This window comes from Polaromonas sp. P3_B4, from assembly GCF_056402835.1.
In genome coordinates this window covers 3,068,331-3,086,996 of sequence record NZ_JBFUGQ010000001.1, presented here as the reverse complement: position 1 = coordinate 3,086,996, position 18,666 = coordinate 3,068,331, and the positions used below count along the sequence as shown (strand labels likewise).

The window sequence follows — 18,666 nt, the reverse complement described above, 5'->3', positions numbered from 1 at the left end:
CGTATTATTTCTTCGACCAGACGACCCGGTTGATGTAGTCGATGTAGCTCGTCACGACACGCACAATTTGCGTCGAGACGAACGGATTTTCGTAGTCGGCAATGGGCAGCACCGGGCGCCGGTTGCGGTCATATTGCGACGTCACGATCTCGATGGCGTCTATCACGCGGTCCTTCTTGAGGCCGCTCATGATGAGGGTGCCGACGTCCATGCCTTCGGGGCGCTCGTGGGCATTGCGCAGGGTGATGGAGCAGAGGTTGAGCAGCGAAGTCTCCTCCGTGATGGTGCCGCTGTCGGACAGCACGCATTTGGCTTCGACCTGCAGTTTCATGTAGTCGAAAAACCCGAGCGGCTTGCCGAACACGATGCGCTTGTCCAGGCCTTCGTAACCAGCCTCCTCCAGCCGTTTTCGCGTGCGTGGATGGGTGGAAACGATCACCGGGAAGCCATACTTTTTGACAAGCTCGGTCAAGGTCTCGAGCAGGTCCTTCAGCGCGTCGGGCGAGTCAACGTTTTCCTCGCGATGCGCGCTGACCAGGAAAAATTCATTGGGCTTGAGGGACAGGCGCGAAATGATGTCGGACTTGTCGATTTGCGGGCGGTAGTGGTCGACGACCTCACGCATGTGCGAGCCGGTCTTGATGATGGTTTCGGGCCGCACGCCTTCGGCGATGAGGTAGCGCCGTGCATGTTCCGTCAGGACCATGTTGATGTCCGACAGGTGGTCGAGCACCTTCCGGTTGAGTTCTTCGGGAACGCGCTGATCGAAGCAGCGGTTGCCTGCCTCCATGTGGAACACCGGGATTTTCCGCCGTTTGGCCGCGATCACTGCCAGGCATGAGTTGGTGTCGCCGTAGAGCAGGACGGCGTCGGGCTTCTCGGCCTGGAACACCTCATCGGCCTTCATGATGATCTGGCCGATGGTCTGGGCCGCGTTTTCACCGACCGCATTGAGAAAGTGGTCGGGCTTGCGAATCTGCAGGTCTTCGAAAAAAATCTGGTTCAGTTCGTAGTCGAAATTCTGGCCCGTGTGCACAAGAATGTGCTGGGTGTGCTTGTCGAGCGCCGCAATCACGCGGCTCATCTTGATCAATTCGGGCCGGGTCCCGACTACCGTCATCACTTTAAACACGAAGTGCCTCCTCAATAAAATCCAGTTTTCCCAAAAGCGCCTTGACCTGGGCGACATTGAGCCGCTCGGTGTTGTGCGATGTGTAGTCGTCCAGTTGCGAGATCCGTTCCTCACCGTCGCTGAAATACTTGGCGTAATTGAGATCGCGGTTGTCTGCGGGAATGCGGTAGTACGCGCCCATGTCGTCGATCCGGGCCATTTCCTCGCGCGACACCAGCGTTTCGTAGAGCTTTTCGCCATGGCGCGTGCCAATGATCTTGGTGGGTTGGTCGTTGCCGCCAAAAATGTCCTTGAGCGCTTGCGCAAGGTCGGCGACGGTCGAGGCCGGCGCCTTCTGCACAAAAATGTCGCCCTGCTGGCCGTGCTCGAACGCGTGCAGCACCAGGTCGACCGAATCGTCGAGTGACATCAGGAAGCGGGTCATGCTGGCGTCGGTCACGGTCAGCGGCGCGCCGCTCTTGAGCTGCGAGACGAACAACGGGATCACCGAGCCGCGCGACGCCATCACGTTGCCATAACGCGTGGCGCAAAGCACGGTCTCGCCATCGTTTTGCATGCGTGCCTTGGCGACCATGAGTTTTTCCATCATTGCCTTGGACACACCCATGGCATTGATCGGATAGACCGCCTTGTCGGTGCTCAGGACGACGACGCGCTTGACGCTATGGGCGATCGCTGCGTTCATGACGTTCTCCGCGCCCAGTACATTGGTACGCACCGCCTCCATCGGATAGAACTCGCAGGACGGGACCTGCTTGAGTGCTGCCGCGTGAAACACGTAGTCAACACCCTTCATCGCCTGGTGAATGCTGTCGTAGTCGCGGATGTCACCGATGTAAAACTTGAGCTTGTCATTGTTCAGCGCGATCCGCATCTCTTCCTGCTTTTTTTCGTCGCGGCTGAAAATGCGGATTTCGCGCACTTCGGTTGAGAGGAAGCGTTTGAGGACGGCGTTGCCGAACGAGCCGGTGCCGCCGGTGATCATCAGTATTTTGTTGTCAAACATGGCTGATTCTTACAGTTTCGAGGAATGCATGATGTCGATAAGCTCGGGCCAGGCCGGTGCGGTGTAGCCTGTCGCTTCGCGGAAACGGCTGGAATCGAGCGATCGGTCCATCGTAAACGTATTGTCCATCTGAATATCAATGGCCTTGCCGTAGGCTGCGGCGATCAGCTTGAGCAGGTCGTATTTGCCGATCGGGGAGGCGCCAACGTGGTACAGGCCGGTCAGCTCGGGCCGTGGAATCACGATGTCGCGGACGATTTCGGCGAACACGACATTCGGCAGACCCGAAAAGATGGCCTTGTTGAAGCCTTTGCAGGAACCTTGTTGTGCAAGGAACCATTCCAGCAACCCGTAAGCGCTTTGCAATTCGTGGCCTATTGTCGAGGTGCGCAAAGTGATTGCGCCCTGGCCCAGCACCTCACCGAGGAGCTTGGACTTGCCATAGACATCTTTTGCATCGGCAGCGTCAGCTTCGATGTAGTGTCCCTTGGCGCCCGAGAAGACGCAGTCGGTGCTGATATGGATCAAACGTGCCGACGCCGCCAGGCACAGCCCGGCGAGCTGGTGTGGCAGCAACGCATTGATGGGAATCGCGAGCAACGGATCATCAGCTTCGGTATGGTGCTTGGTCAGGCCGATACAGTTGATCACCACGTCAGGCCGGGCGTGGGCAAATGCGCGGATGACGCTGTCGCGGTCGTTGATGTCGACAAAGGTCAGCATGCGCTCGGTGATGGCGGGCTCAAAAAAGCGCAGCGCCGCGGCATTTCGCATGCTGCCGAAGACCTGCCAATCCTTTTTCTGGCTCAAGACGCGGATCATGGCGCTGCCGATCATGCCGCTGGCGCCCAATACAAGAACTCTCATCGAAAAACCTCAAGAAGATTCCGCAAGTGCGCGGAAATGGTCCATGAGCTGACGTGTCAGCATGTCGTGGTCAAAATGCGCTTTGAAATACCGTTGGCCGTTGGCGCCAAGAGCGGCGCGTTCCGGTGCACCCATCTCAGCCAGCCGAATCACCGCGGCGGCCAGGGCCGGCGCATTCTCGGCCGGAACCGAAAGGCCAGCCCCAGCTTCCTGGATGACGCGGGCACCTTCCCCGTTCAAACAGGCAATTATCGGTCGTCCAGCGGCCATATAGGCCTGGATCTTGTTGGGAATGGTCGCCGCGAAAATCGGTTGATCGGCTAGGGTTACGAGTAGCGCTGAGGCCTTTTGCATGAGGCCGGGCATCAATTCGACCGGGAAACGGCCGGGCAGGTGCAGGTTGGTGAGCCCGCGCGCCGCAGCTTCTTCGGCCATCCAGGCCTGGCGGCTGCCCTGGCCGACGACCACAAACTGGACATCCGGACGCTCGCGGAGCAGGGTAGCGGCCTCGACAATGGCCTCGACGGCCTGGCCGGCGCCGATATTGCCGGCGAATACGACGCAAAACGCGCCGCTGTCCATAACCGGTATCGGAGGCGCAGGTGCGTCGCCGGGTGCGGCAAATAGCGGGTCAACCGAATTCGGGTAGTAGGCGATGGGTGTGTCGCCGGCCAGTTCGCGAACCTTGGGCACAAATGCCTGCGATTGCACCAGAAGCAGGTCGGTGCGTGCGTAGATACTTTTGACCACGGACCCCACCAACGCCAGTGCATGCGGATTACGCACATAACCCGTGGCCTCCAGGCTTTCCGGCCAGAGATCCTGGACCCAGACGGCAACCTTGCGGCTTTTCAGCCAACCGAGGAACAACGCCGGGATCGCCTGGAGGATTGGCGAAGTACCGTAGGCAAAAATGACGTCGTAGCGTTTGCCCCGCAGCTGCCACGCACCGAAAAGTGTGCCTGAGGCGACAAACGACAGATAGTTGAAGACCAGGTTCAACGCGCCTTTTTTCCGGCGCGGCGCCAGGGGCACCCTGTATATCGAGAGGCCGGCCCATGATTCACGCTGGCAGCCCCAAGCCCGGTAGCCGGGAAAAACCGAGCCTTCGGGATAGTTGGGCTTGCCGGTCAATACGTCGACCTCGAAGCCTTTTTCAACGAGCGTTTTCGCGACATCGTTGATGCGAAAGCTTTCTGGCCAGAAATACTGGCTGACGATCAGGATACGCAATTGGGTCGCTCTTCGGGGAAAACATGGGCGAGGAATTCGCCGGCGTTCATGAGCGGAAGGGGCTGCTCGCTTTGGCCGAGAAAGCGCTTCACTGCCCTGGCAATGGAGACTGGTGAATGGGGGTCGAACACCTGTTCGGGGTCGACCACGTCGCGTACGTAGTCGAGTTCAGATGCCAGGATTGCCAGGCCCGCCTGGCGCGCTTCGATCAGTGGCAGGCCGAACGACTCGAACAGTGAAGGATAAACCAGTACCTTCGCCTGGGCGTAGAGGCGCAGGATTTCGTCGTGTGGCCTCGCGCCGAGGTTTTCAACATTCAGACCGTAACGGGCCTTCTTTTCATCGATCCATGCGCAGAGTTCAGGGTGGGCCTTCGCGTCGACGGTCAGCCAAAGCGAAGGATGCATACCGTCGTTCGCCAACAAGCTCCAGGCTTCCATGAGCCGCTTGTGATTTTTGTGAGGCTCACCTGAAGCTACATAGATGAAGCCGCATGCGCTATCGCATGCCTTCGGGGTGCTGTTTCTCTCATAGCCGGCGCTGGTGCTCACAAAGGGCAGTACCGAAACCGGTTTGTCCTTTGCCAGACCCGAGGCATTCAGCAGGTCGCGCATTGAAGGAGTTTGCACGACGAAGGCTTGCGCGTTTTGGGCCTTTTGGGCGAACCATGCCCTTTCGATCAACAGCCGCAGGCGTGTCCTGAGAGGGAAGCTGGCGAGCGTCACCGGGTCGACGAGATAACGGTTCTGCACGAACACAACGGTGCGCCCTTTCAGCTTGAAGAGCGGCGGCAAATTGCCGAAGCACAGCACGAGGTCAGCCGCCCCCACGGATTTGGAAAGCAACCATTCAGCCCAGAAACGACGCCACACGGTAGGCGCAACAGTAATGACTTTCAGATGCGGAAGATGAGTCTTCGGCACTGGCATGCGGCTATCGAGCAACGCAGTTGTGTCACGACCAGCCGGCAGAGCCTCAAGCAGCGCGCGCAGCAACGACTGCCCTCCGCCGGAGTGCACATTGGTGGCGTGGACAAAAAGGGTTGTTGCCGTTTTAGTTGTCACGTGGTGGCGGGGCTTTTGCCAGTTTCAACTTGTACAGAGCGAACGCAAAACCTCGCGTATGGACCGTCCATACCAGCAGGATACCGCAGCCGAGAACCAAAAAATAAGGAATGCTTTGCCTTGGGGCTACACCAAATTGAACAACATTGCTCGCTAGCACGACCCCATATAGCGAACAGAGAACCGGGTTTCGGGTCAGGATCCGTATCAATGATTCGAAAAGCAGAACCAGGAGAGTAAAAACAGCCATTCCAAGCGTGACAATCCAAAGCGAATTGCTGTAGTAGAGAAAAGCTGGTCCGCCCGGCAGGCTTGCGAATCTAAATTTTGTGCCATCGGATTTGAGGTACACCGATTTTGCGATGCTCTGGTAGGTATCTGGCTTGCCGATCGCGGGCTGTTCTGAGATGGAGTGCGACAGCAGCGTGAAGTTTTTTTGGGGGTAAGCCTGGACGGCCATCAACCCCTCCAGACCTATCCATCTGTCAACGCTTAGCTGCAAAAGGCGCGCCGAAAAACCGTCGGTCAGCTGAAAACCAAACTCATTAAGCAGCAGCCGCGATTGAGCAGAGTCCGAGCCAAAGGCCTCCGCCCATTTCTTCTTTTCGGCGGCCATGATTGCTTCCAGCTTTATTCTTTCAACATTCAGTTTTCGCATCAATTCAATGATGGGGGGGCGTTCTTCTGGTGCCGCAGTTTTCAGTTTGATTTCGAGATTGCTGAGCTGACCACCAACAATTTCCCAGCGATAGTAGGCTTCGTGATAAGCGGTGCTTCTATACAAACCGGTTTGATAGAAATAATTCCGAAATGTGGTGACGGCCGATATCGAAATCACCAGAAAAACGCAAAAGGAAATGACAAGTGTGACTGTTTTCAGGCGTGACCAGTTCGTTAACTTATGCCGGAACTGATGCACAACCAGAAGTTGTGGAACGGCGTGAAAGATATAGGCTGCCCGGCTCAGGATCGATGTGCTCGAGAGAAATGCCTCAACCAATATGGCGTAAGCCCCCAGAGTCGGGCTCCTCCCGAGCGTGATGTCCCACCAGACGAAGAGGGCGACGGCTGTGGCTAAACCGATGTTGAGCAGCCAGGCTACAACTGAGTTCAGCGGCCACATTAGAGAATCTTTTGGTGCAAGACCAATTCGATGGATTCCGTATACCAGATTGACAACCAACACGCCTGCCATTGCAAGCGCCAGCCCGAGCCATAGCCATTTCCGATTTGGTTCGTACCATGAAGGCACAATGAGTTTTCTTTCCTCGTGCATGGGGCTGGCACGTCTTGCCAGGGCTGCATAGGCCATGCCACCCGCAATGACACCCAAGCTGGCCACGCTTGCCACCAGCAGTACTTCGTCCCAAGCTGCTGGCGCACCCTCGAACAATCCGATGGGTTCAATATACGGGTAGTTAAAAATAGTATGAATCGTCTGTTTGAGCCAGAGCCCGAGCCACAAGAATGCCGTGAGGAACAAATAGCCGTAGCTGTGTTTCTGACGGAGTCCGGTGATCAGCATGACGCCGGTCGCGATCGAAAAAAACAGGTAGAACTCTTTCGCGCCGGCGTAGCCATACAGTCCCAACGCAAAAAAAATGAGCCAGATGCCGACACCAGCTATCAGGATGCTCCTGGTCCAGAGGTTCTTCTCCGCCGGCATATCAATGGTTTTCAGGAGTCGTAAAATCATGTCTATCGGGATTTGAGGTGTGTGAAGTTGGAGGACCGCGGTTCAGTTTTTCCGCGATGAGTGTCGACTTCACAGGGTGCGCGAACCGGCATCGGCACTAGGTATCGTTGGCTGCAAAAAATGAAACCATATTGCATAGAGCCACATATGCCAGAAACTGAGATCAGGCTGAATGCGCTGAGCCCCCATTATGAGAACTGCACCGATGCTTAATGACACGACCACCTTCACGCGCCCATCGAAGGATTTGTCATCGACCTTGGCGACGGTTCGCAGGGCGAGCCAGCCCATTGTCGCAAAAAGGCCGAGGTAAAAAATTCCCCCGGCTACGCCAGATTCGAGTGCAGCTACCGCATAACCAACAGCGATTGAATTCTGCACTGTCTTCATCCCCAAGGCGGTACCCGTCCCCATCGGATGTGCTTCTAGGTAACTGATAACGGTGCGTATTCCTTCAAAGCGCTCATTGAAAGAGAGCTTTTTTCCATTGGCTGTGGTACTGAGAGCGTAAGTCGTACGGTTGACGCACGTCGCGTAGTCCGAGGATGTTCGTTCCATGCAGCCTTGCACGACAGCTGCCGCAGAGGCATTTCCGGTGTTTTCGAGATAGTGTCTGGCGCACGCATTTGCCAACACATACATCAGGCCAATGGCGCAAATGGCACCCGACAGAAAAACCAGCAATTTGCAGTCTCCAACAGGTCTTCCGAAGGCTCGCAATAATAGAAGTAACCCCAATACCAATAACAGGAAAAGTCCGGCACCTAACGACATGCTGAACATGAGCCCTAGGACGATGGCCGCAGACTTGGCATACGCTTCTTCGGCGATCAGAAACCAGAACAGTGCCGGTAGCAAAGCGAACGCATAAGTTCCTGGCTCTTCGCTTAGGCCTTGAATGCGAAAAATTGGGGTGGGCGGGCATATTGGCGTATCTGTAACGTAAAACGCCCCAAAGAAAACGTCGCCCATTCTCCCGCCAAGATCCACGACAGCGATGGGACCAAAACCCATAACAATCGCGGCTACAGCCGCCAATGCCAAAACAACCGTCACCGCCATCACGTTCGCATATATGCGCATGGTGGTGAAAATGAATCTCTTGTTAATGTAGAGAATTAGGAACAAGAAGAATAGGAATTTTGTGAACAAAATACCCCACTGCAACAAACTGGTTCTTGAAGATGAACTGACGGAGGCGATCAGTAGCATCAACAGATAGCCAATCCAGCACGCAATCATGATTTTGTGCGGTCTTGTTAAGGTCGGTTTATTCCTGCGCAAGGTAATCGTCGTCACCGTACCAATCACGAAAAAGCAAATGGCGAAACCGGTCTGGAACAACGACAAGTTGAATTGCTTCACCATGATTGGAAAAAGCGACCATGAGAGTACCGTAATGAAAACCAGCAGGAAATGTGGATTTCGCTCCCGTGTGTGTCGCAGCCAGGAATTTCTGATCATTTTTGGTTTGTTCCTGGCTTGGCCTGGAGATTATTGAAGCGGAGCCGCTTATGTCAGGTACGGCACTATCGTGAGCAAAGAGTCCTGATACATACGACCTTTGTCGCTCCGGATAAAACTTCGGCCATGCTCACGCATGCGTTGGATTTTCTCGCCCGACATAGCGCTGATCGAGCGGAAAACCTCCTTCCATGACGGGTAGTCTCGGCAGTCTATATAAGCGTCCTTGGGAATCAGGTGTTCTATATCGGACGCACCCAGGTAGAGTGGAATCGTGCCCGCATAAAAACAGTCGAAGATCTTTTCAGTCACATAGCCCTGCATGACCATGTTCTCCAGACAGAGGCAGAAGTTGTATTGGCTTAAAACCTCGTACTTGGATTCGCAGGCGCCTTGATAGATGGACAGCAATTGTCGGCGTCTGCTAATGAAAGGCCACCAGAACGAGGTTCGAGCTTTAAGTTTTTTCCAGCCTCGCCCGTACAAATCGACAGCACCCAGAGACGCGAGTTCAACCATGGCCTCGATGCGTTTGCTGTAGAGCTCGTTGGGGACGTTGCGAGGGACGTGATTCCCGTTGATGACCACGATGCGGTTCTGTCGGTCAATGCGCGACCACCATTGCTCGATCACATCCTGTCGCGGCTGCGGCCAGTAGAGTTTTCGCAGCTTTGTGGTGTCTACGCCCTCAAGCGAATAGCCGTCGCCGACGGTATTATGGACATAGACCTCTTTGAAGGCCGCAGTCAATTCTGGCAAAGCCAGGTAAAGCCTCGGTTCCACCACTGGCGGCTCGAAAATCACAAAGGCTTGCAGCCGTATGTCCGGGCGTTGAGCCAGTGATCTGAAATTCTCCATTACGCCGAGAGAGTAATAGTCAAAGGTGCCGCCCTCGGGACCTGGAAGCAGATCGGCGGTGTGTACTGGCATACCGGCAAGGCGGCAGTTTTCGCGCACCTGCGCGTAAGGCACCAGCGAGTCGTCGCGATTCAGTACCGGGTCGGAAAGGTCGAACAACTTGTTGCCATAGTAGGCTGGCGACGGTGGGTCGATATAAATCGCGGTAGGGCGATGGCTCGGGCTCATCTATTGGTCATTTTCTTGAAGCGACTCAGTACTGCCTTTGCCCATCCGCGGAGGCGAAGGAACAGCATGAGCCTGAGAAAGGCGCTGAGCGTAAAAACGGCAAACCCGCGGCGTGTCTGCACGGCCGCCTGGATTGCGGGCAATGAAAAAACGGTGGGACACAACTCGGCAGCGCGCCCGGGCTCGTTCTTGATGAGCGCATTGATGGCACGCATGACGCGGTCGCGCCTCTCCAGACGTTCATAGTTCTCCCTGTCTCGTTGTGTGAGCATTACTTGAACATCGTCCATGTCCAGATAGTGGTCCATCACGCTGAAGAAGGCCGCCCGTTCGGTGTCGAGCCGGACACTGGCCGATCCCTGGTTGCCGCTGATGCGGTAGCGCATGCCGGGGAGCGAAAGAATTCCGACGGCACGTCCCTTTGCCATCCTGAACCATACATCAAGGTCCGCACTTGAGCCAAAACGATCACCGCGCCAGGCCTTGATGTCGTGCTGGTAAATGTGGGTCAATGCCATCACGCTTGGACAGATCAGGAAATTGGAGTGTTCCAGAACGGCCTTGAATATGGTCTGAAAATCGTGCAAAGGTCCAAGCGCTGCGAGTGCGGCAGGTTGACGTATTTTGCCTATTTCACGGCCGGTCTCGTCGATCAACAGGGCTTCGGTGAATACGGCAGCAGCTTGAGGATGAGCCTCCAGGAATTTCACTTGCGCGGCGACCGTATCGGGCTCGTAGATGTCGTCTGCATGGTAGATCGCCGTGTATTTTCCTGTGGCCAGTTCGATGCAGCGGTTGAAGTTGCCCTCGCCGCCCAGATTTACCGGGTTGCGATGCAGGACAAGGCGAGGGTCATTGAAGCTCTCGACGATGCCTATCGTGTTGTCAGAGGACTGGTTGTCGACGACCTGCACGACAAGCTTGGTATATGTTTGCCCCAATACCGAACGCAGGGTTGCTGCGATGGTCTTTTCGGCGTTGTAGGCAGGTATGCAAATGCAGACCAGCGGATGCACTGTGTCAGCCATGCATCAGGCCCATGCGGTCGAAGACATGCCGAAAGCGGCTTGCGAAGGTGTGATCCTTCAAAGTTCGCTGATAACCAGCTTCGGCAATTTTCTGCCGCCGCGGTTCGTTGTCGAGGTAGAGGGCAACTTTCTGCCGCAGATCATCAGGGTCGAGATAGATGGCGATCTCGTCGCCGATCTGGTATTGCTTTTCAAGCCCTTCCACGTAATAGGACAACTGGAACGCACCGCAACCATTGATCTCGAAATGCCGCGCTTTTATCTGCTCGACATTTTTTTTGGAGCGTACCCTGTTCAGCGCCGCGCGCGGCGATGACAACAAATACCGTGCATCCCATGATGCGGAGTTTGACATGTTGAGATTCACGCGCGTTTCATTGAATATCGTTACCATTTCTTCGTGCGAGACGATGCCTTCAGGCCAGCGATAGCCTGCGGTCTTGACCTTGAAACCATCTTTGCGCAGAAGCCCCACCAGCCAATCGCGGTAGGGGTGCCATGCGCCAACAAAAGATACGTCGTATTTCTTTTCGGTATTGGTCCGGCGATAGATGTGCTCGTTGCAACCGAACGGAAAATGAATGGCGTTGGGTAGACCTAATGCCCGGTATTTTTCGACTCCATAGACGTCCGGTGTCGTGAAAAAATCAAACTGCGGCGCCCAATAGAGTGAAAATTCCATGCGCCAGGTGTCGTCGTGAAAGAAGCACAGCGTGCGCGTGTGCTGCTTCATGGCCCTGATCGCCTCGGGCTCGAACTGATCGGTATAGAGCGAAAACATTGCGAGATCGTATTTCGATGCCGTCACAACCTCGAGCAGCTTGCGGTTCATGGCAGGCTTGCCCAGGTGCTGGATCTCGGTCATGTAGTCAAACAGCTCGACCTCGTGTCCGAGCGCTAACAGGCTCTGGTAGAAGTTGTAGTACTCGTACGAATGACCCCGCGTCGGGTCTCCATAGTCATACGACATGCAAACGAGGAGAACTTTCATGAAACTTTGTCGTGCCTTGGCAAATAGGGATAAAGCAGCCAGTAGAACATCGGCAGGAAGGCCAGCCCAGTGACAACGATAAGTACTCCCGCCGCGATGATGCCCGGGCTGTTCATGGCCCACCGGCCGGCCGTCGCAATCAACATCAGGCTAGCGCCCATGGCAGTGCCTTTGAGCAGCATACGTAATGGCAGGTGCATGTCGAGCGCGACGATCATCAGGTAATGCATGGCGATCAACATGCCGACGCCGGCCAGCGAGCGGGCCAGGCCGACGCCATGCGCACCCATGCTGGGTGCCAGGAACTTGATCAGCACGATGCAGATGACCGCACCGAGCAGGTTCGGCAGCAGCAGCAGACGGGTCTTCATCTTTGCGTGAGCCGACATGCTATAGACGCCGGCAACAACCCGTGCCCCTTCTGCCAGCACGCCCCAGATCACGAACTGCGATGCCGATTGGTATGCCGGGCCCACCATGAACCGCGTTAACTCTGGCGCCAGGCTGATCAACAAAAAGGTCACAAGCATCAACGAGGGCAGGATCGCCCCAGCGTATTTATTCCAGGCTGCCGATTGCTCTTCGATCGTGCTGGTACTCACCCGCTTGTAGAAACGCGGCTGGAAGTAGGTTGTCAGCACCGATTCGAACGCCGCCATCAGCCCCGCGCTGATACCGTAGCCCGCGACAAACAGGCCGAGCGCAGCCAGACCCAGTGAGTCGGCGACAAAAAAGCGGTAGCCTTGCGTCTGCAGCCAATTGAAGCCGACGGAGATTGCAACCGGCCAGGCGAAATCGAACAGCAGCTTGAGGTGCGAGCGCGACAGTTTGTCTGCGGACCGCTCCGGCCCGAGCTTATCGAAGAACAACTTGACGCCGATCACCGCGAAAACCGTTTGGCCGATCAGCAAACCGAGCAGCCAGTATTCAGCAGTCGGTGAGAAGTATTCGACCAGCGCATAGGCGCTCGCCAAGCCCATGCCGATCGTTGCCAGCGTGAGGACGATAAAACGCCCGCGCAACTCCAGCAGGTTCAGCGAAGGAATCGCCGTCTGGTTGATCGTGTTGAACAACAGCGAGCCGCATACCAGCACCAGCAACCATGTGGTGTTGAACTGAAAGCCGAAGGCGTGGATACGGTTAAGCACTGCAAGCGTCAGCGCGGCGATGACACAGACACCGAGTAAATAGACCCAATGGAGCTTGAGATAGTGTTTGGCCCGCCCAAGCTCATCCCATGCATGGAAGCGGCGGTTGATGAACATGCCGATCGGATTGACGAGAAACAGCGCAAAAAAAGCCGTCGCCGCCGTGATCAGTGAAAGCCTGCCCATCTCGCTTGGCGGCAAATAGGTTGTGGCCACTCGCATCACCAGCAGCAACAGGATGAACTGGGCCGCGCGGCCGAAAATGATAGTCAGCAAGTGGCGGTCCTGCTTATCTGGTTGGTTGTGATGTGTGGCGGTACAAACTGGGTTGCGCGCCCAAAAGTAATAAGGAACAAGCTTCAAGCTCCTTTGTCGTTTGGCGATTCGTTGAGAAATCGGCTTACCTGATCGGAAAGGCTCTGGTCATAAGTAAGATCCTGCAAGGTAATGTTGGATGAGTAATGCGGGCCGAGCTCGCCCAGATTCTTGATGAAGTTGTAGTTCAGATTTTTAAGTAGAAACTCGTAAACACCAAACTGCTTGGTACGGGGCATCAAGTGATACAGAAATATGGGTTGGCAGCCCCGCAGCAGTGCTTCGAACAAAGCCGTACTCATGGTCCCGGCGACCTGTTTCGGGCGATATGCTTTTAAGGTTTCAAGCACCGACATTGATTGCGCCACGATGCCGATTTTGTCACTTCGGAGGGACATGTAAAAATCGAAATTTTCGTTCTTCGCGATCCAGTCGGACGGATGAATTTTTATATATACCTTCGAGAAACGGGTAGCCAATACCTCGATGGCTCTTTTCGAAAGATTTCGCTCCTCGCTTTCGAGCCCGAAGCACGCAAAGTTCACCGCAAAAAAAACGATGACATTCGATTCCGACATGTCATTGGCGCGGACGCCATCTGGCGTGATTTGATAGCCGACGATCGGAATGTTTCTGTCGATCGGGAGTCTCATGCCGGAGAACACATGGTCTATGTACCGGTCGTTGATGCGCACGTGCATGCCTTCCTGGCCGGCGCATGCGTGAGCGGGTATGCCCATCGTTCGAAAGATGAGATTGAACACCGGCATCACAAAAAAGTTGCGAAATCTTTCGTGATTCTTGTGAAAAGGACTGTTATTGAAATAGAAGCCAATGCCCTCATCAAAAAGAAGAGTGCGCCCTCCTGCCTTCTTCATTTTTTGCGCAAACAGGGCATTGTTGAGTTGATATTCTGTGATCAGGATCAAGGTGTCTGCCGGCTTGAATGTGAAGCGCTTGGACAGTGATCTTTGATGCAAAAATGTTCGGATGTACGAGCGCACGCTTTTATATCCGCCTCCGCTGCATAAGGGGTGAGAGCTGAGTTCTTCGATCTGGAGGCCTGATTGAGGTATCAGCGTATTTCTCTTCGCAACATGCGACAGGAATACAACGTCGGAGCGGTCAAACCCGCACTGACTGACGATCGAAAGTGCGAGCTGTCCGTGGTAATCGTTATCGACCGATATGTAGATCATGTGTTGATCTATGTTACTAATCCGTAGCCCGCCGTGGAGGGGGTGGAGTTATAGGTATGTTGAAGGGGTCTTACTGAAGCCAGCCAGCGCTGGCGGCCGACCACGACCCGACCAACTGCCGCCGCTGGCTTGATCTCTGCACTTCGGCATTACTACACCCCTGCCCGAGCTCTTCCGTTTGAGCTTGGCTTTCATGACGTTCTGTCCATACCTCACGGCAACTTCGATTTCCCGCTGCAGTTCGGCCAATGTATTCATTATCTGTTCACGCTACTTGTAGTAATAAAAAATGCCTAGTCATGGACTGCGGCGTGTACAGGGACGATCCCGCGAAAAACACAAAGAAACGGCGAATAACTCGAGCCTAGACGGCCAGTTCCGCGTCTTCTGTCACTGCATGGTGTTGGTAGGTGAGGCGACCTCGCTTGCGTCCATACCAGACAATGTTCCGCGAAAACAGTTCCAGATTGCCTGCGAAGTTATAAGGCCTCTTGATCAGGTAGCTGACATTCCTTTCGACCAAATCCTTGGTTAATCCATTGCGGTGAGTGGAAACGAAGTCAGGTATGTCGTATTCAAAGATCATTTCCGTATCGTCAACATCATGCGGGTTCGCAATGATGATCTTCTGATAATTCAGCAGGGCTTTGATGATGTCGACATTGACCGGTATATCTTTTTGAGCCAAAAGTGCCCGTGTGAACTGGTACAGCTCGGCATATACCTCGTCCTTGTGCTTCGAGAGCCGTAAGAACGATGCCTCCTCGGCTGGCCAGGACACATCGGAGTCTTCCGGCAAGTACTGACCATACTCGCGTCCATCGAGAACACCGTCCAGAACGCCATTCAAAATCGTGATCTCTCGTCCAATATGGCTTGCTGGGTTCGCATACGCATACTGCAGCAATCCCGAGTAGATGTCGTGATAACTCACCTTGGCGTAGTTGCGCAGGAAGATGGCCGCGCTCTGGAACAGTCCGAGCATGTGAAAGCATTGGACAATCCATGCGAAGTGATGCATCGCGCGCCAATCACCCTTGTCCATGGTGTCCGTCTCGACGATGATGCGGTCATATTCCACGATCGCATTGGAATCATCTTTCTTGGAGTGCGCGGTAAAAATCGGAATCGCGACCGTCTTTATCCGGAACATCTCCTGGTAGACCTTGCCGCCCATTTCCGCATTGGGCATGATCGAGCAGTTGTATATGTATATCTGGCTGTGCTGGCCATTGTCCAGCAAGGTGCAGATGCCTTTTGCAAACGAGTCGCGAGACTCTCCCGGTAGTCCCAGGATCAACTCGGTGAATGTCGTTATTCCAGCCTCGTTATATTTGGACTGAAGTTGTTTGAACACCTCAAGCTTGATGTTGTCGCGTTTAATCGACTTGAGCGCGCCTTCGTCCAGACTCTGCATACTGATCGATACGGCTTTGAGCATTTCGCCGGCATGCAGGATTTTGCCCACGCCGAAGATTGCTTCGGTGCTGTTTTTCGTAAAGCACACCGCAAAATCCTTCGGATAGCCGGTGTTTTTCTTGGATGCGACCAGCGCGGTAGCTATGTCGATATCCCGCTTGCGAATGCCGAAATTCGCATCGCAGCCCAGAATGTAGCCAATCTTGTTTTTCGAAAACCATTCAATTTCTTGGGCAATCCGGTCGCCCGGAAATTCATTTACTTTTGACGCGATTGATGAGCCCCAATCGCAAAAAGTGCATTGAAAAGGGCATCCGCGATTGGTCTCCCATGGTGCCATCCATTCCACTTCCGGGTTATTCACCACCAGTGAATCAAATTCGCCCTCGAGATAGGGCGACGGAAGCTCCGAATAATCCTTCAGGCGTGGCGGCTTTTTGTTGGTGATGACTTCGCCATTTTTTCGGTCGTTGAAGGAAATACCAGGAATCTCCCGGAAACCTTCGTTGCTCAGGTACTTAGTCAGTATTTCATCGAAGATCATTTCACCTTCTCCGTGGACCGCTATGTCTATAAAGCCATATTGGTCGAAGAAATCGGGGCTGGAGTCCGGCACGTGAGGGCCGCCAAATATGATCAGGGCATCAGGATTGACTTCTCGAATGCGCTGGGCGACTCTGACACTCAATTCCCAGTTCCAGGTATACGCAGATACACCGAACACATCGACAAACCCGATCGCTTCCACAATCTCTTCCACTGCAGCGCGTTTGTAGATGAAAGGATTGAACTTGAAAGCCTCTTTCAGCTTCCGGTTCTTTTTAACGTAAGCAGCGAGGACTCCAATACTGTAAGGAAGGTAATACTGATTCCCGTAATTGTTATTGAGCTGCATGAGCTGAATGATTGGGGTCGTATTCGTCATAATGTTTGACATTCAATTCAATATTGTTAAGCCACTCGATCGCGAGTTCGATTGACTGTATTCCGATTTATATCGTCACGCCTGCCGCTACACTTGTATGAGTCCGAGGGCGACCAGTTGGGGCTGGGTGGCTTCCTTGCCAGAATTTTCGTTGATTCCCGGGTGGATTGCAAAGTTATGGATCGCGGCTGCCGCATCGGACCAGCGCTCGGCCTTCACATGATGCCGGATATCCAGGTCCTTAAGCCCCGCCTGCTGCCTGGCTTTCATGAGGCTGAGCGGGCTTTTGAAGAGACTTTCGAACACTTCGTCGTCGTATTGCACCATCCTTAGATCCACTGTCGCCAGACCCATATAGTTTCCGGCCTCTGTGGTCATGATCGTGCAGGAGGAATTTGCGCATAGCGCGAATTCCTCCGCAATGCTCATGTTATGGTTCAATTCTTCGTAGTTCGCATCGGTGATGTCCAATGGCAACGCCGGCGTCCCAATGTTGATGACCTTGCAGTCGAATTTCAGCAGTTCAATGATCAATGGCCGCAGAATTGATTTTTTTGAATTGTGAACGACAGCCTTGTTCTGGAAATTCCTTGTTCTCAGGACGACAACAGGTTTTTCCTTTGCTTGCGGGGTGACATTCCTGGTTCTGCAGTAATCACCAGACGAAATCATGTCCTGTATATATTCAAGATTGGTAATGAACCATTTCGTCAGGTTTGGTTCCACCGCTTGACCTGTGGATAGATCGAAATAATCCGACATCCGGACGTATTTCTGGATTCCTAATTTTTCCCTGCATTTTTTCAGCAGCTTGCCTTCCAGCCCGCTTTTGATATAAAAAACATTCTGCCGGGGTGTTCGCCGGAAAAGGTGATAGCTCATGGCGCGGGTGAGCTCGAACCGGTAGAAAATTTTATGCAGTCTTTCCAGAACGGAGTACCACTTGAGTTCTATTCTGGAAGGGTGATATTCGGAAATGACCGAGTATTTTTGTATATTCGTTGCGCTGAAGGTTACGGTCGTGTCGGCATGGAAATACAGCCCGGCAAATATGTCGGGAACCAGCACCGCTATTTTTTCATTGCCGCCCATCACTTTTTTATAGCGCCAGATCTGGGCGTTTCTAATGACGGCCTCATTGACCTCTTCAAATCCAAAACTTACCAACATATAACAGGCATCCCTCGAGTATTCAGAAAAAGCTGGCGATTGGCCAAAATATTGGTGTTGCTGCGCACGTGGGAATTACCACGCCGACCTGCCACCATCCATGACGATGTTTTGTCCATTCATATAAGCGGAAGCATCGGAACAAAGGAACTGGATGGCTGCCCGATATTCATCTCTGCCAGCCATGCGGCCGATGGGGATAAGCGAAGTCAGGCGCGTAACAAATTCGTCGCCTTGGCCAGTGTAGACCCCTCCGGGGGATAGGGCGTTGGCACGCACGCCTTGTTCTGGCCAGTAAGTGGCCAGGTAACGGGTCATTCCCACCAAACCGGCTTTGATAACCGAATAGGTAATGGGTTTGACGGGTTGCAGCTCGGGAGGTAGTCCGTCTTTTCGGTACAGGCGCTGGTCGGGTGAAAATACCGAGAGATCCGACGCGATGTTCAGAATCACGCCGCCTTTGCCGTCGGCGGCCATGGCCGCACCGAACGTCTGGCTGCAGAGAAACGCGCCTGTGAGGCCGACCGCGATCTGCAGGTTCCATTGTTCGATCGGGAAATTCTCAAGGCGCGAACTCTCGACGATGCCGGAACCGTCAGTGACTTTCGGGTCGATCGCCGCGTTGTTAATCAGAATATCCACGCGTCGCCCCTTCACCGCGAGCTGCGCGGATAACGCTGCGACCGCCTCTGGGTTCGAAACATCGAGGATCGCGGTGTGGATGCGGCTTTCATCCGAGGAGCGGGCCAGGAGTTCTTTGGCTGAAGCGAGTGCGCCGTCACCGATGTCGGTAAGCACCACGGCCGCGCCACTTTCGAGCAACGCTGCTGCGTGCTCCCGACCGAGCAGGCCTGCGGCACCCGTGATCAGCGCGGTTTTTCCCGTGAGATCGAACTTTTTAAATGCGGTAGTCATGGGTATTC

At 54.3% G+C, this 18,666-nt stretch carries 15 protein-coding genes; all 15 read right to left on the bottom strand.

The annotated features are described in order from the left end of the window. Nucleotides 1–4: 4 nt before the first annotated feature. Nucleotides 5–1,132 carry a non-hydrolyzing UDP-N-acetylglucosamine 2-epimerase gene (wecB, locus tag AC1DVV_RS14670; protein WP_477668533.1) on the bottom strand — a complete coding sequence of 376 codons (1,128 nt, stop codon included), beginning with the start codon at nt 1,130–1,132 and terminating at the stop codon, nt 5–7. Continuing rightward, on the bottom strand, nt 1,125–2,138 hold the full coding sequence (locus AC1DVV_RS14665; RefSeq protein WP_477701654.1) for a polysaccharide biosynthesis protein: 1,014 nt from the start codon (nt 2,136–2,138) through the stop codon (nt 1,125–1,127). The genes wecB and AC1DVV_RS14665 overlap by 8 nt, the downstream gene beginning before the upstream one ends. Nucleotides 2,139–2,147: 9 nt before the next feature. After that, a complete protein-coding gene (locus AC1DVV_RS14660; RefSeq protein ID WP_477701653.1) occupies nt 2,148–3,005 on the bottom strand; it encodes a dTDP-4-dehydrorhamnose reductase family protein in 858 nt (285 codons plus the stop codon). A gap of 9 nt (nt 3,006–3,014) precedes the next feature. Then, nucleotides 3,015–4,238, bottom strand: a complete 1,224-nt coding sequence (locus AC1DVV_RS14655; RefSeq protein WP_477707209.1) for a glycosyltransferase family 4 protein — start codon at nt 4,236–4,238, stop codon at nt 3,015–3,017. Beyond that, nucleotides 4,226–5,302 (bottom strand): glycosyltransferase, encoded by a 1,077-nt coding sequence (locus AC1DVV_RS14650; RefSeq protein ID WP_477701651.1) that lies wholly within the window; start codon nt 5,300–5,302, stop codon nt 4,226–4,228. Before AC1DVV_RS14650 ends, AC1DVV_RS14655 begins: the two co-directional genes overlap by 13 nt. Beyond that, nucleotides 5,292–6,998, bottom strand: coding sequence for a hypothetical protein (locus tag AC1DVV_RS14645; RefSeq protein ID WP_477701650.1), 1,707 nt, complete (start codon nt 6,996–6,998; stop codon nt 5,292–5,294). Before AC1DVV_RS14645 ends, AC1DVV_RS14650 begins: the two co-directional genes overlap by 11 nt. 69 nt (nt 6,999–7,067) lie before the next feature. Further along, nucleotides 7,068–8,462 (bottom strand): hypothetical protein, encoded by a 1,395-nt coding sequence (locus AC1DVV_RS14640; protein WP_477707208.1) that lies wholly within the window; start codon nt 8,460–8,462, stop codon nt 7,068–7,070. A gap of 48 nt (nt 8,463–8,510) precedes the next feature. Beyond that, nucleotides 8,511–9,548 carry a glycosyltransferase family 10 domain-containing protein gene (locus AC1DVV_RS14635; protein ID WP_477666546.1) on the bottom strand — a complete coding sequence of 346 codons (1,038 nt, stop codon included), beginning with the start codon at nt 9,546–9,548 and terminating at the stop codon, nt 8,511–8,513. Continuing rightward, entirely contained in the window at nt 9,545–10,576 is a 1,032-nt protein-coding gene (locus tag AC1DVV_RS14630) for a glycosyltransferase family 2 protein (RefSeq protein WP_477707207.1), read from the bottom strand. Before AC1DVV_RS14630 ends, AC1DVV_RS14635 begins: the two co-directional genes overlap by 4 nt. Further along, nucleotides 10,569–11,567, bottom strand: a complete 999-nt coding sequence (locus tag AC1DVV_RS14625) for a CgeB family protein (RefSeq protein ID WP_477702848.1) — start codon at nt 11,565–11,567, stop codon at nt 10,569–10,571. The genes AC1DVV_RS14630 and AC1DVV_RS14625 overlap by 8 nt, the downstream gene beginning before the upstream one ends. Further along, a complete protein-coding gene (locus tag AC1DVV_RS14620) occupies nt 11,564–12,991 on the bottom strand; it encodes a lipopolysaccharide biosynthesis protein (RefSeq protein ID WP_477666549.1) in 1,428 nt (475 codons plus the stop codon). Before AC1DVV_RS14620 ends, AC1DVV_RS14625 begins: the two co-directional genes overlap by 4 nt. A gap of 83 nt (nt 12,992–13,074) precedes the next feature. Then, nucleotides 13,075–14,229: a polysialyltransferase family glycosyltransferase gene (locus tag AC1DVV_RS14615; RefSeq protein WP_477707206.1), complete on the bottom strand. Its 1,155-nt coding sequence runs from the start codon at nt 14,227–14,229 to the stop codon at nt 13,075–13,077. A gap of 364 nt (nt 14,230–14,593) precedes the next feature. Beyond that, the gene (locus AC1DVV_RS14610) at nt 14,594–16,543 is read right to left on the bottom strand and encodes a B12-binding domain-containing radical SAM protein (protein ID WP_477666551.1); all 1,950 of its coding nucleotides are present in this window, start codon (nt 16,541–16,543) and stop codon (nt 14,594–14,596) included. Between the two features lie 117 nt (nt 16,544–16,660). Continuing rightward, nucleotides 16,661–17,743, bottom strand: coding sequence for a hypothetical protein (locus AC1DVV_RS14605; RefSeq protein ID WP_477666552.1), 1,083 nt, complete (start codon nt 17,741–17,743; stop codon nt 16,661–16,663). Nucleotides 17,744–17,818: 75 nt separating this feature from the next. After that, nucleotides 17,819–18,658 (bottom strand): SDR family oxidoreductase, encoded by an 840-nt coding sequence (locus tag AC1DVV_RS14600; RefSeq protein ID WP_477666553.1) that lies wholly within the window; start codon nt 18,656–18,658, stop codon nt 17,819–17,821. Nucleotides 18,659–18,666: the final 8 nt, after the last annotated feature.

What these genes read in the sequence shown, in the direction of transcription:
- AC1DVV_RS14630 (WP_477707207.1), bottom strand. Translation starts at nt 10,576, where the DNA reads ATGGCTGACACAGTGCATCCGCTGGTCTGCATTTGCATACCTGCCTAC.
- AC1DVV_RS14605 (WP_477666552.1), bottom strand. Translation starts at nt 17,743, where the DNA reads ATGTTGGTAAGTTTTGGATTTGAAGAGGTCAATGAGGCCGTCATTAGA.
- AC1DVV_RS14645 (WP_477701650.1), bottom strand. Translation starts at nt 6,998, where the DNA reads ATGATTTTACGACTCCTGAAAACCATTGATATGCCGGCGGAGAAGAAC.
- AC1DVV_RS14625 (WP_477702848.1), bottom strand. Translation starts at nt 11,567, where the DNA reads ATGAAAGTTCTCCTCGTTTGCATGTCGTATGACTATGGAGACCCGACG.
- AC1DVV_RS14635 (WP_477666546.1), bottom strand. Translation starts at nt 9,548, where the DNA reads ATGAGCCCGAGCCATCGCCCTACCGCGATTTATATCGACCCACCGTCG.
- AC1DVV_RS14660 (WP_477701653.1), bottom strand. Translation starts at nt 3,005, where the DNA reads ATGAGAGTTCTTGTATTGGGCGCCAGCGGCATGATCGGCAGCGCCATG.
- AC1DVV_RS14600 (WP_477666553.1), bottom strand. Translation starts at nt 18,658, where the DNA reads ATGACTACCGCATTTAAAAAGTTCGATCTCACGGGAAAAACCGCGCTG.
- AC1DVV_RS14610 (WP_477666551.1), bottom strand. Translation starts at nt 16,543, where the DNA reads ATGCAGCTCAATAACAATTACGGGAATCAGTATTACCTTCCTTACAGT.
- AC1DVV_RS14640 (WP_477707208.1), bottom strand. Translation starts at nt 8,462, where the DNA reads ATGATCAGAAATTCCTGGCTGCGACACACACGGGAGCGAAATCCACAT.
- AC1DVV_RS14665 (WP_477701654.1), bottom strand. Translation starts at nt 2,138, where the DNA reads ATGTTTGACAACAAAATACTGATGATCACCGGCGGCACCGGCTCGTTC.
- AC1DVV_RS14615 (WP_477707206.1), bottom strand. Translation starts at nt 14,229, where the DNA reads ATGATCTACATATCGGTCGATAACGATTACCACGGACAGCTCGCACTT.